This is a genomic window from Pseudomonadota bacterium, assembly GCA_016719885.1.
Lineage (GTDB): Bacteria > Pseudomonadota > Gammaproteobacteria.
This window is the reverse complement of record JADJYF010000018.1, coordinates 12116-25311: the sequence shown is the minus strand read 5'-3', so window position 1 is coordinate 25311 and position 13196 is coordinate 12116. Positions and strand designations below refer to the sequence as shown.

The following is a 13196-nucleotide window of genomic DNA, read 5'->3' as shown; positions in this document are numbered from 1 at the left end:
AACGTCAGCTCCTTGGAATTGAGAACCGTATGGCAGCGCGTTGGCGGTGCCTGTCGCGCCCTGTGACAGGGCTCGCACAAAGCGCGCGCAGACGCATGCCTCGCGCTGCGGCTACACTCCGGCGTGACATCGGAGTCAAGCAGGGAGTCAGGCATGTCGTCGCGCAAATCGTGGGGGCCGTGGTGCGCACTGGCCATGACACTGTGTTGTGCAAGCGTTGTCGCCCACGCCGCCGACAGGCTCGCCGTCGGTGATGTGCCCGCGCCGCTCGTGCCGTGGGTGTCGTGGGTGCTGGACGATGCCCCCGAGCGCGATTGTCCGCTGTATTTCAATAGCGACCAGCGACGCTGTGTCTGGAGCAGCCCGCTGCATCTCGAGCTCGACGCCCGCGGTGGCGGCTTTGCCACCACGGTGTCGGTCCACGCGCGCAGCTGGGTGGCGCTGCCGGGCGGCGACGGGCAATGGCCGCAGGGCGTGACGGTGGATGGCAGCGACGCGGTGGTGGTGGCGCATGCCGGGCGTCCGGCGGTGTTGCTGGCCAGCGGTCGGCATCGCCTGGCGGGGCGCTTCGAATGGCGCGCCCTGCCTGAAACCTTGCACCTGCCGGCCGACACCGGCGTCGTCGAAGTAAAGATCGAGGGCGTTGCCCAGCCGCGTGTCAGCGCGGTCGGCAACGGCGAGCTGTGGCTCAAGCCGCGCGGCGATGCCGTCAGCGACGGCGACAGCGTCGATGCGCGCGTGTTCAGGCAGCTGGTCGACGATTTGCCGATGACCGTCGAGACCGTGCTGGAACTCGACGTGTCCGGCGCGGCGCGCGAATGGCAAAGTCGCGGCATGTTGCTGGAAGGCGCCGTGCCCATGCAGCTCACCAGTCCGCTGCCGGCGCGACTCGAAGTCGATGGCACGCTGCGACTGCAATTGCGCTCCGGGCACTGGCGCGTGGTCTTGCGCAGTCGTCAGGCGGCGCCCACCGCGCGCCTCGCGCCGCCGGCCGCGGCGGCGCCATGGCCCGCCGAGGAGGTCTGGGCATTCGCGGCGCGCAATGCCTTGCGCCTGGTCGAAGTGCGCGGCGGCACGGTGGTCGATCCGTTGCAAACCAATGCACCGGCCGAATGGCGCGAGCTGCCGACGTGGCGCATGGCGCAGGACGATGCGCTGGAATTCATCGAGCAGCGTCGCGGCGATCCGCAGCCCGAGCCTGACCAGTTACGCCTGGTGCGCGATCTGTGGCTGGATTTCGACGGCCAGGGCTACACCGTACAGGATCACCTGAGCGGACAGGTGACGCGTCGCTGGCGGCTCGACGCCAGCCCGGACCTGCAGATCGGCCGCGTCACCCTCAATGGCGAGCCGCAGTTCATCACCGCGGTCGACGCGCGCACGCGCGGTGTGGAAGTGCGTCGCGGCGCACTCGAGCTGACGGCCGATGCACGCCTGGCGCGTGGCGAGATGGCGGCCGTGGGCTGGATGGCCGACGTGCAGCAGTTGTCGACCCGTCTGCACCTGCCGCCCGGCTGGCGACTGTGGGCGGCGAGCGGCGCCGACGATGTGCCCGATACCTGGCTCAAGCGCTGGACACTGCTGGACCTGTTCGTGGTGCTGATCATTGCCATCGCCACCGCGCGGCTGATGGGCCGCGCGACGGCGGTGCTGGTGCTGGTGAGCTTGGCGCTGATCTGGCACGAAGCGCGGGCGCCCCATCAACCGTGGTTGCATCTGTTGGCCGCGCAGGCCTTGCTGAGCGTACTGCCCGAGCACCTGTTCAAACGCCTGGTGCGCGCCTATCGCAACGTCACGCTGGTCGTGCTGCTGGTGATGTGTCTCGATTTCATGATGCTCGAGTTGCGCGTCGGACTGTTTCCGCAGCTCGCCCAGGTGCAAGGCATGAGCGACACGCTGGCGCCGGCGGCGCCGGTGGCGAGCGACGCGCCGCAGCCGGTGGCGGCGCTCGAGGCCGTGACGAATGGCGTGGCGAGCAGTGTGACGCGCATGGAACGTCGCCTCGCGAAGAGCATGGACGGCGGCCAGTCCGCGGATGCCGCGCGCAGTGCGCTGACCGACATCGATCCGCATGCCACCATCCAGACCGGGCCGGGCTTGCCGTCGTGGCAGGGCCATACCGTCGAGCTCAGCTGGAATGGCCCGGTCACGCATGCCCAACGCTTGCACCTGTCGTTCATTTCACCGCTCGGCAATCTGCTGTTGGCGGTGGCACGGGTGACGCTGCTGGCCGCGCTGCTGATGGTATTCCTGCGCGAAGCGTTGCGCGGCTTGACCGCCCCACGGCCGCTCGCGGCGCAAGCGAGCACGCTGCTGGTGCTGCTGGTCTTGACGGCGACGGGCGTCGGCGTGCCGCGCGCGGCGCATGCCGCCGCACCCGACGCCGCCGTTACCGATGACGTCTTGCCCGAAGTTGTCGTGCCCGATGCGGGGGTGTTGCAGCAATTGCGCGAGCGCCTGACACGTGCGCCCGATTGCCTGCCGAGCTGTGCCTCGCTGGCGCGACTGGACGGCGAGCTGGCCGACCAGCACCTGAGTCTCAGCCTCGACATCCATGCCGCCGGCGCCGTGGCGGTGCCGCTGCCGGGCGCCGCCGATCAATGGTCGCCGAGCATGGTGGTGGTCGACGGCGATACCGAGCGTGGCCTGGCGCGGGACGCGCATGGCGTGTTGTGGCTGGAACTGGCCGAGGGACGTCACCGTATCGACCTGCTGGGGGCGACACCGCCGGGCGCGAGTTTCCAGCTGCCGTTTCCGTTGCCGCCGCAGCGTCTCGACATCAAGCTCGCGGGCTGGACCGTCAGCGGCCAGCGCGACGATGGCGGTGCGCAATCGCAGTTGATCTTCACGCGCATCGCGCGCGATTCCGGCGGTGTCGAGCAGACGCTCAAGCCGCGCGCGTTGCCGGCGTTTTTTCGCGTCGAACGCGTACTGCATCTCGGCCTCGACTGGCGCGTCGAGACGCGCGTCGTGCGCCTCACGCCGCCCGACAGCGCGGCGGTGCTGTCCATCCCGCTGCTGGCCGGCGAGTCGGTGACCAGCGCCGAGGCGCGGGTGAACGACGGACGCATCGCCATCGACATGGCGAGTGGTGTCAGCGAAGCCGGCTGGAGTTCGGTGCTGGCGCAATCCTCGCCGCTGGTCTTCCGCGCGCCCGACGCGCCGGACTGGGTCGAGACCTGGCGCGCCGATATCGCACCGCTGTGGCACGCCGAACTCGGTGGCCTGGCGGTCGTGCATCATCAAAGCGAAGCGGGGCAGTGGCTGCCGACCTGGCAACCGTGGCCGGGCGAACGGGTCACCATCGCGTTGACGCGTCCGCGCGGCGTCGAAGGACAGAGTCTGACCGTGGACCGCAGCGCGCTGGCCGTGCGTCCGGCGCAACGCGCCAGCGATTTCACGCTCGATGTCAGCCTGCGCAGTTCCAAGGGCGGTCAGCATGTCATGACCCTGCCGGACGGCGCCCGTCTGGCCAGCGTCAGCATCAACGGCGCGGCGCAGCCCATTCGCCAGGATGGTCGCAAGCTGAGTTTGCCGGTGGTGCCCGGTGTGCAGCAGGTCACGCTCAATTGGCAGGCGGACGAGGCGCTGGTCGCGCTCTACCGCGTGCCGGCCTTCAGTCTCGGTATGCCGAGCGTCAATGCCAGCATCGCGCTCGGCCTGCCGCAGGACCGCTGGGTGCTATGGGCCGGCGGACCGCGCGTCGGTCCGGCGGTGCTGTTCTGGGGGGTGTTGCTGGTGTGGTGCCTGGTGGCGGTGGCCCTGGGCCGCACGCGCGTGACGCCGCTCGGCACCGCGCAATGGCTGCTGCTGGTGATTGGCCTGACGCAGATAGCCTTGCCGATGGCGCTGCTGGTGATCGCCTGGTTGTTTGCCTTGGGCGCGCGTGAGCGTGTCGGCGAGCGGATTTCGCGGCGCTGGTTCAATGCCATGCAGGTGGTGCTCGCGCTGTTGACGCTGGTGGCCTTGTCGACCTTGTTCCAGGCCATCGAACAGGGCTTGCTCGGGCAACCGAACATGCAGATTGCCGGCAACGGCTCCCATGGCAATGAACTGAAATGGTTTGCCGATCGTGTCGCGGACGAACATCCGCGCGCGTGGGTGTTGTCGGTGTCGCTGTGGTTCTATCGCGGCCTCATGCTGGCATGGGCCTTGTGGTTGGCGTTCGCCTTGCTCGCGTGGTTGCGCTGGGGCTGGCGCGCCTACAGCGCCGATGGCCTGTGGCGTGCGGCGCCGCCGCGCATTGTGCCGCCTTCGGACAGCGCGCCCGGCGCCGAGGTCTCGTCTTAGTCGCATGCGGCGCGCGCATCGCGCTTGACCGAGCTCAATCACGGCGCCCTTCGGCGCCGTTTTTTTTTCTGTCTCATATTCGGACATGCATTGCCGCAATTGTCGCTTCACCGTGTCGCGCGAGCGCGGTCGCCGGGTATCGCCGCTAGACTTCCCAGCGTCGCGCACCGTGCGTGGCGTCACTTTGTTGCGGGCGTGCGGGGTTTGGTCCTGGCGCGCCGAGATTTGCGTCCCTAGGAGTTGAAAATGTTGAAACGTTTGCACTACACGCTGCTGGCCGCAGTCGTCGCACAACCCTTGTGCGCACAGGCCTTCAGTCCCGAAGATCACATGGCCTGGTTGAAGGCCAACCAGAGCGCGCAGCCGCAGTTCGCCGACGGCGACTCGATCACGTTCGACAAGGCTGACCTCGTGCGTCCCTTCATCCCCGCCGAGCAGCAGCCCACGGTGCTGTTCGAAGGCATGGACATCAAGATCAAGGACGCTGGCGACATGAGCCCGGCCGACAGCTACAAGGCTGCCACCGAGAAGTTCAAGGGCCAGGCCACCATCGCCGCCGACGGCGCGATCGAGAATTACACTTCCGGCCGTCCCTTCGACCCGGAAGCCTTCCAGGCCGGCAGCAAGGACGACGGTTGGAAAGCGGTGTGGAACTGGACCTTCCGCTGGCAGAACGCCGGCCTCAAGGTCAACGAAGTGCATTGGGTGTGGGTGCGCGCCGGTGGCGAACACAGCGGCCATGACGTGATGACGGCCGACGGCGGCAAGTACAAGGACTACTACACTGGTGGCGGCTCGTTCGAGCGCGTGCTGGCGGGTCCCTACCAGCGCGTCATCATGTCGCATCGCGCCGACCTGGCCGACACCGACTACAAGATGGACGGTGGCAAGGGCTTCGCCAAGGACACCAACTTCCGCGAATACACCGGCTTCACCTCGCCGTTCGACATCGCCGGCACCGCGTTCCTGATCTTGCGCTACGACGACCCGCGCAAGGCCGACGACTCGTGGGCGTACATCCCCTCGCTGCGTCGCGTGCGTCGCATCTCGGTGGAAGTGAAGTCCGACTCGCTGCTCGGTACCGATCACACCCTGGAAGATTTCTACGGCTTCAACGGCCGTCCGATGGAACATTCCTGGGAATACGTCGGCACGGCTCGCATCCTGGCCGTGGCGCGCTCGCGTAACACCGACACCGTCTACTACGGTCCGAACGGCTGGGCGCCGCTCGACGACTGGGCCCTGCGCAAGACCGACGTGCTGCGCATGACCCCCCAGCGCAGCAACCATCCGTACTCGACCAAGTTCCTGTACATCGATCGTGAGTCGGGCGAATGCTTCTACGCCAACGCTTTCGACAAGGCCGGCGAAGTGTGGAAGGTGTGGCAGATCCAGAAGGCCTGGACCGAAGATCCGCAGTACGCCGACGGCGAGAAGAAGTGGAAGGGTGACAAGACCCCGGCCGGCACTCGCATGGCGTCGTTCCAGAGCATCAACGTGGTCGACCTGCAGAACGGTCGCGGCACGCTGGTGCCGACCCGTGGCGCGGCCTTCCCGCTCACCACGCTGAAGGAAGCCAAGCGCACCCACGACGTCAACTACCTGACGGAAGGTCGCTAAGACCTCGCCCTGCTGCCCGCGCATGCGCGGGCAGCAGGATGCATCGCATCTGCCACCCCCTGTGGCACTCCTCTAGGGCCGTACATCACGCGGCCCTTTTTTTTGGTTCTTCACCGAATAACGTCGACGCGTCGCGACTTGGGTAGCGATGGCGCGAACCTTTACCATGCCGTGCGATGGTCACACGACCGCGAAGCTTTTCAGGACCCACGCCATGCAGTTTCATCTCAATGGATTCCGTGCCGGCGACCCGGCCATCGCCGAGCCGCTGGACCTCGCGCGGCGCGGCGCCGACGGCGTACGCGAGGTCGACGTGTTGCTGGTCGGCTGCGGACCGGCTGGCCTCACGCTCGCCGCGCAGCTCGCGAGCCTGCCCGGCATCGACGTTGCCATCGTCGAACAGAAAGCCGGGCCGCTCACCATCGGCCAGGCCGACGGCATCGCCTGTCGCAGCATGGAGATGTTCGAAGCCTTCGGCTTCGCCGAGCGGGTCTTGAAGGAAGCCTGCTGGGTGAACGAGACGGCGTTCTGGAATGCCGATCCCGTGCGCCCCGAGCACATCGTGCGCGGCAGGTGCATCCAGGATACCGAGGACGATTTGTCGGAGATGCCGCACGTGATCCTGAACCAGGCGCGCGTGCACGACTTCTTTCTTGAACTGATGGCGAATTCGCCGTCGCGTCTCGCGCCGGACTATGCGCGTCGCCTGCTGAGCCTCGATATCGACGCTGCGCGGCACGAGCGGGATGCCGCCGCCAGCCATCCGGTCACGGCGCGGCTCGAGTGCCTGGATGATGCGCGGCGCGGCGCGACCGAAACGCTGCGCGCGCGCTACGTGGTGGGCTGCGATGGCGCGCGCTCGACGGTGCGCGAGGCGCTGGGCGGCGTGCTGCGCGGTGATTCGGCCAACCAGGCCTGGGGCGTGATGGACGTGCTGGCGGTCAGCGATTTCCCGGACCTGCGACGCAAGGCCGTGGTGCATTCGGCGAGCCACGGCAGCGTGCTGATCATTCCGCGTGAAGGCGGCTACATGGTGCGCATGTACATCGAGCTCGACAAGCTCGCGCCGAGCGAACGCGTGGCCCATCGCAAGCTGACGCCCGAGCATCTCGTCGCCGCCGCGCAACGCATCCTGCACCCTTACACGCTCAGCGTGAAAGAAGTCGCGTGGTGGTCGGTGTACGAGATCGGTCAGCGCCTGTGCGACAGCTTCGACAACGCCGCGGCGCCTGGCATGGGCGCGTACCCGCGCGCCTTCATCGTCGGTGACGCCTGCCACACCCACAGTCCCAAGGCCGGCCAGGGCATGAACGTGTCGATGGCCGACAGCTTCAACCTCGGCTGGAAGCTCGGCGCGGTGTTGCAGGGGCGCGCACTGCCCGACATCCTTGCGAGTTATTCCGACGAACGCCGCGCGGTAGCCCAGGAACTCATCGACTTCGATCGCGAGTTCGCGCGCATGTTCAGCACCCGGCCGCGGCAGGCCGCCGGCGAACACGCGCCGGCGCCCGATCCGGCGCTGTTCCAGGCCTACTTCATCAAGCATGGGCGCTTCACCGCCGGCACGGCGGTGCACTACCCACCGTCGTTGATCGTGGCGCGCGGCGAGCATCAGCCGCTGGCGCGCGGCCAGACGATAGGCATGCGTTTCCATTCGGCGCCGGTGGTGCGCGTGGCGGACGCGCGACCCCTGGAGCTCGGCCATGTATTGAAGGCCGATGGCCGCTGGCGGGTGTTGATCTTCGCCGACGCCGCACCCGTCGCTGACGCCGCCTCGGCGGTCGGCGCCTTGTGCGCGTTCCTCGCAGCGTCCGCAACATCGCCGCTGATTCGTCACACGCCGACGGGCGCGGACATCGACAGCGTGATCGACGTGCGCGCGGTCTACCAGGCCTCACACCGCGACATCGAGCTGGCGCAGCTGCCGCCCTTGTTGCTACCGCACAAGGGCCGTCTCGGTCTGTGCGACTACGAGAAGGCGTTTTGCGCCGATGGCAGGGGCGGGCGTGACATCTTCGAGCTGCGTGGCATCGATCGCGCGCGCGGCTGCATGGTGGTGGTGAGGCCCGATCAATACGTCGCCCACGTGCTGCCTTTGCAGGCGCACGAAGAACTGGCGGCGTTCTTCGCGCGTTTCATGCGCCGCGTCGGCGACTGAGTCCGCGCCGCACGCTCCGGTCGTCGACGCCTGTTGCACGACGCAGCGCGCTGACCGCGCGCGGCGCGAGTGCCGCCAAGCATGCGCTACACTGCCGCCAAAGCGGGGGAGGTGTGATGGAAGTCGGCATTTTCTATGCGCCCGTGATCGGGCCGGCCAGCGCGCTCGAGCGCGGCATGGCCGGACAGGACACGCAGCTCTACCAGACCATGCTCGCCAACCTCGTCGAGCAGGCGCGCTATCTCGACGCGCACCGTTACTACGGCGTGGCGTTCACCGAGCATCACCTGCACGTGGAAGGCATCACGGTGTCCAACAACCCGGTGATGCTCGACCAGTACATCGCGGCGCGCACCCATAACATACGCGTCGGCCAACTGGGCCTGGTGCTGCCGCCGTCAAACCCCCTGCGCGTGGCCGAAGACATCGCGGTGCTGGACCAGATGACCGGCGGCCGCGCCTTCGCCGGTTTTGCGCGCGGCATCCAGTCGCGCTGGGTGAACATCCTCGGGCAGCATCTGCCGGGCCTGGCCGACAACCTCACCGACCCCGCCGCCTACGAGCGCGCCAAGCGCGAGATCTACGGCGAATGCATAGACATCATCAAGCTCGCCTGGACGCGGCCGACGTTTTCCTACCAGGGCAAGTACTGGCAGATCCCGGTGCCGAACATCGACTGGCCGGCGCGCGACCTGTCGCGTGACATCGGCGGCGGCATCGACGCGGCGGGCCGCGTGACGGAAGTCGGCATCGCGCCCCAGCCGTTTCAAAAGCCCTACCCACCCTTGTTCGAGCCTTTCGGATTTTCCGAGGAAACGGTCGAGACCGCCGCCGCGCGCGGCTTGATCCCGGTCGCCATCCTCACCGACAAGTCGCTGCTGCAAGGACAGATCCGCGCCGCGCAGCGTGGCTATGCCCGAAGCGGCCGGCAGTTGCCGCTCGGCGCCGGCATGGGCATCGCGCGCGAGATCGTGGTGGCCGACACCGAGGAGGAAGCGTGGCGCCTGGGGCGCATGGCGTCGTGGGAGTGGACCAATTTCTTCTCGCGCTTCGGCTTCAATGCCGTACTCGCGCATCCCGGCGAGGATTACCGCGACATCCCCAACCGTTGGGAAAGCCAGGTCGAGCGCGGCTTTGCCTGCTGCGGCACACCCGACAGCGTCACGCGTCAATTGGAAGCGATGTTGAAGGACGCCGAGGTCGAGTACCTGTGGCTGTTCACCCACGGCGAACTCATGCCGCAGTCGGCCGTCATGCGCCACTTCGAACTGCTGACCGAAAAAGTGTTGCCGCGTTTCGATACGCGCGTGCGATGAGGGCGGGCAAAGCGTGCTGCCTGCTGGGCGTGCTGCTGCTCGCCGCCTGCGCACGACAGCCCGCGCGCTGCGAACGGCCGCTGGGGCTCGAGCCTGCGCCACCGCGCGCCGGCGACAGCCGACGCGTGGTCGCGACCATCGATCAACACGGCGCCTGCCATGTGCAACTGCGCCTGTCGGAATCGACGCCGCCGGAGGAATGGGCCGCGGCGCGTGACGCCGCCTTGGCCAGCGCCGAACTCGCCGCGCAAACCTGCTGTGCGCATCCGCGCGCCGCCAATGTCGCCGCCTGGGCGCCGGGCGCAACCCGTTTCGAGGTCGCCTACGCCTGCCCGCCCGGTCGCTGACCGCGCAGCGGTCCGCCCGCCTAAAACCCTCGCTTCGTCGCGGGATTCGTGTGCCTCCCACCGCGCCGCGCACGGCCCCTTCATCCGTCCCGCAAAGCCAGTAGAATGCGGCACATCGACCGCGGCCGCGGCAAGATTCGAAGGAGAGCAACATGGGCTGGCAAAAGAACATACTGCGCGTCAATCTCACGGCGGGTACCTGCACCAACGAGCCCCTGAACATGCTGTGGGCCCAGCAGTATCTGGGCTCGCGCGGCCTCGCCACCAAGTACCTCATGGAAGAGATCGACCCCAAGGTCGATCCCCTGTCACCTGACAACAAGCTCATCATCGCCACCGGCCCCCTGACCGGCACCATCGCCTCCACCGGCGGACGCTGGACGGCGGTCACCAAGGGCGCCCTGACCGGCGCCATCGCCGCCTCCAATTCCGGCGGCCAGTTCGGCGGTGAACTGAAGATGGCGGGCTACGACCTCATCATCCTCGAAGGTCGCGCGCCGAAGCCGGTCTATCTCTACATCGAAGATGACCGCGCCGAGCTGCTGCCGGCCGACGAGCTGTGGGGCAAGTCGGTGTGGGAAATCGAACCGGCCATCAAGGCCACCCACCGCGATCCCCTGATCCGCATCGCCTCCATCGGCCAGGCCGGTGAATACGGCAATCGCTACGCCTGCATCGTCAACGATCTGCACCGCGCCGCCGGCCGCTCCGGCGTGGGCGCGGTGATGGGCTCGAAACAGCTGAAGGCGATCGCGGTGCGCGGCACCAAGGGCGTCAAACCGCATGACGCCAGGAAGTTCATGGCGGCGGTCAGGATTGCCAACGAAGCGCTGGCGGAAAACCCCGGCCGCAAGGGCATGACCTCCGACGGCACCATTTCGATGATGGACATCACCGGCACGGTCGGCGCGCTGCCGACGCGCAACAATCGCCAGGTGCAGTTCGAAGGCTCGGACAAGCTCAACGCCAAGACCATGAAGGCGCCGAACGAGAACGGCCACGTCAATCTCATCCAGAACGCCGCCTGTTTCGCCTGCACCATCGGTTGCGGGCGCATCTCGCATATCGATCCCAAGCATTTCTCGGTCAAGGACAAGCCGCAGTACCAGCACGCCTCGGGCGGCCTGGAATACGAGACCGCCTACGCGCTGGGCTCGGCGGTGGGCGTGGCCGACATGGAAGCCGCGACCTATGCCGGCTTCTTGTGCAACGAGTACGGCATGGATCCGATCTCCTTCGGCGGCACGCTCGCGGCGGCCATGGAGCTGTTCGAGATCGGCGCCATCACCGAGCAAGAGACCGGCGGCGTGAAGCTCAATTTCGGCAACGCCGAAGCGCTGTGCCTGATGGCTGAACTGGCCGGCAAGGGCGAAGGCTTCGGGCGTGAACTCGGCTTGGGTTCCAAGCTCCTGACCGCCAAGTACGGTCATCCGGAGCTGTCGATGGCGGTCAAGGGCCAGGAGTTCGCGGCCTACGACGGCCGCGCCATGCAGGGCATGGGCTTGGGCTACGCGACCAGCAACCGCGGCGCCTGCCACCTGCGCGCCAATCCCTATGCCAGCGATTTCACCACCCAGGAAATCAAGGAAAAGCCCGAGGTGGTGCGCAGCAGCCAGGACTTGATCTCGGCCATCGATTCGTCCGGCCTGTGCCTGTTCACCCTGCACTCCGGCGCGCTGCCCGAGCACTACGCGCTGCAGCTCGATGGCGCCATCGAAGGCGGCTGGGATCTCGCACGTTTCAACGAAACCGGCGAACGCATCTGGAATCTCGAGCGTCAGTTCAACCTCGCCGCCGGCCTGACCGCCGCCGACGACACCCTGCCCAAGCGCATCCTCGAAGAGCCGGCGCCGAGCGGCGTGGCCAAGGGCCGTGTCAGTGAACTGAAGGCCATGCTGCCCGAGTACTACGCCCTGCGCGGCTGGAGCGCCGACGGCAAGCCCACCGCCGAGACCTTGAAACGCCTCGGCCTGTCCTGAACGCGATGCGCATCAACGTCAAGCTGATGGGGTGGATGCGCGAGTACCTCGGCCCCGGCATCACGCACTTCGACGAGCAAGGTTTCGAGCTCGTCGAAGGCATGACGCTCGGCGCCTTGTGCGACCAGTTCGGCTTTCGTGCCGCCACGCCGTTCATGGCGATGCGCAACGGCGACCACGTCCAGGACGTCGCCCTCGACGACACGGTGCTGGAAGACGGCGATGAAGTGGTGTTCGTGCCGCCCTTGAAGGGCGGCTAGTGCCGGGCGCTGCGCGTCGCCGGCCGGGCGCGCTATGATCGCGCCCCGCTCGCCAAGCCCGGCTGCGTTTTCCCCAGGGTTTTCTTGATGCATCTTTTCCGAGTCCTGATCCTGCTGTGCGTCGGCATCGGCCTGGCCCACGCGGCCGACGACAGCCTCGAAGTGACGGTGGCGGGCAAGTCGCGCGCATTCACCCGTGCCGAGCTCGAACGCTCGCTCACGAACCATGTGATCACCGTCGACGACCCGGATCACGACCAGGCGGTCACCTACGACGCTTTCGCGCTCAATGACATCCTGAAGCTGGCCGGCGCCGAACAAGGTCACGGCGACGAACTGGTGTTCGGCGCGCGTGATGGCTACGCGCCGACGGTCGCCCACGCATTGCTCGCTTCCCACACCGCCTACGTGGCGTGGCGCGAACATGGCAATCCGCAGGAGTGGAGCCCGGTCAAGCAGGGCAAGGCCATGGTTTCGCCAGCGCCCTATTTCCTGGTGTGGGCCGAAGGTGAGTCGCTGGGCGCGGAATTTCCCTGGCCCTACCAGTTGGTACGCATCGAGGTGGTCGACTTCGCCAGCAAGTACACCGCGCTCTATCCCCACGACGTGGCCGCCGACGCGGCGCCGATGCGCGGCTTTCGCAGCTTCAAGACCCATTGCCTGCGCTGCCACTCGGTCAATCTCGAGGGCGGCGATCTCGGGCCCGAACTGAACATACCGAAGAACGTCACCGAGTACTGGGACGCGCAACACCTGCGCGCCTTCATCCACGATGCCACCGCCTACCATGCGCACAGCAAGATGCCGTCCTTCGTCGGTGTGTTGACCGCCGCGGACATCGACGACCTGGTGAACTATCTCGCGCTCATGAAAACGCGCAAGCGCGCCCAACCTTGAAGGACTGTGTAATGAGTGAAGCGCAACCCGTGATGCTGGTGGACGGCGAGGACGATGCCACGCTGCGCGCGGCGATCTTCGACACCATCGAGAACCAGGTCCGCGATGGCGAACCGCCGCAGGTGGCCGCCACCCTCGAGCGGCTGATGGCCGCCGGCATGGCGCGCGATACGGCGCTGCGCTATATCGGCTGTGCGCTGTCGGTGGAGTTCTTCGAGATCGTGAAGAACGGCGCGCCCTTCGACGGTGCGCGCTACGTGCGCAACCTCGAAGCGCTGCCGACGCTGCCCTACGACCAGAGCGAAATTTGATCGGCGTGAGGCGCGGCG

At 67.3% G+C, this 13196-nt stretch carries 9 protein-coding genes; all 9 read left to right on the top strand.

Going from position 1 to position 13196, the window contains the following annotated elements; all coding sequences use genetic code 11:
- Positions 1–153 precede the first annotated feature (153 nt).
- The 9 genes from IPM80_18110 to IPM80_18070 all read left to right on the top strand — a co-directional run bounded on the left by IPM80_18110 (position 154) and on the right by IPM80_18070 (position 13178).
- On the top strand, positions 154–4290 hold the full coding sequence (locus IPM80_18110) for a hypothetical protein (GenBank protein ID MBK8960269.1): 4137 nt from the start codon (positions 154–156) through the stop codon (positions 4288–4290).
- A gap of 246 nt (positions 4291–4536) precedes the next feature.
- Positions 4537–5910, top strand: a complete 1374-nt coding sequence (locus IPM80_18105) for a DUF1329 domain-containing protein (protein MBK8960268.1) — start codon at positions 4537–4539, stop codon at positions 5908–5910.
- A 214-nt stretch (positions 5911–6124) separates the two neighbouring features.
- Positions 6125–8068: an FAD-dependent monooxygenase gene (locus IPM80_18100; GenBank protein MBK8960267.1), complete on the top strand. Its 1944-nt coding sequence runs from the start codon at positions 6125–6127 to the stop codon at positions 8066–8068.
- Between the two features lie 116 nt (positions 8069–8184).
- Positions 8185–9384, top strand: a complete 1200-nt coding sequence (locus IPM80_18095) for an LLM class flavin-dependent oxidoreductase (protein MBK8960266.1) — start codon at positions 8185–8187, stop codon at positions 9382–9384.
- On the top strand, positions 9381–9731 hold the full coding sequence (locus tag IPM80_18090; protein ID MBK8960265.1) for a hypothetical protein: 351 nt from the start codon (positions 9381–9383) through the stop codon (positions 9729–9731). The genes IPM80_18095 and IPM80_18090 overlap by 4 nt, the downstream gene beginning before the upstream one ends.
- Positions 9732–9883: 152 nt before the next feature.
- Positions 9884–11710, top strand: a complete 1827-nt coding sequence (locus tag IPM80_18085) for an aldehyde ferredoxin oxidoreductase family protein (GenBank protein ID MBK8960264.1) — start codon at positions 9884–9886, stop codon at positions 11708–11710.
- A 5-nt stretch (positions 11711–11715) separates the two neighbouring features.
- Positions 11716–11970, top strand: coding sequence for a MoaD/ThiS family protein (locus tag IPM80_18080; protein ID MBK8960263.1), 255 nt, complete (start codon positions 11716–11718; stop codon positions 11968–11970).
- A gap of 87 nt (positions 11971–12057) precedes the next feature.
- Entirely contained in the window at positions 12058–12867 is an 810-nt protein-coding gene (locus IPM80_18075; GenBank protein ID MBK8960262.1) for a c-type cytochrome, read from the top strand.
- An 11-nt stretch (positions 12868–12878) separates the two neighbouring features.
- Positions 12879–13178: a hypothetical protein gene (locus IPM80_18070; protein ID MBK8960261.1), complete on the top strand. Its 300-nt coding sequence runs from the start codon at positions 12879–12881 to the stop codon at positions 13176–13178.
- Positions 13179–13196 lie beyond the last annotated feature (18 nt).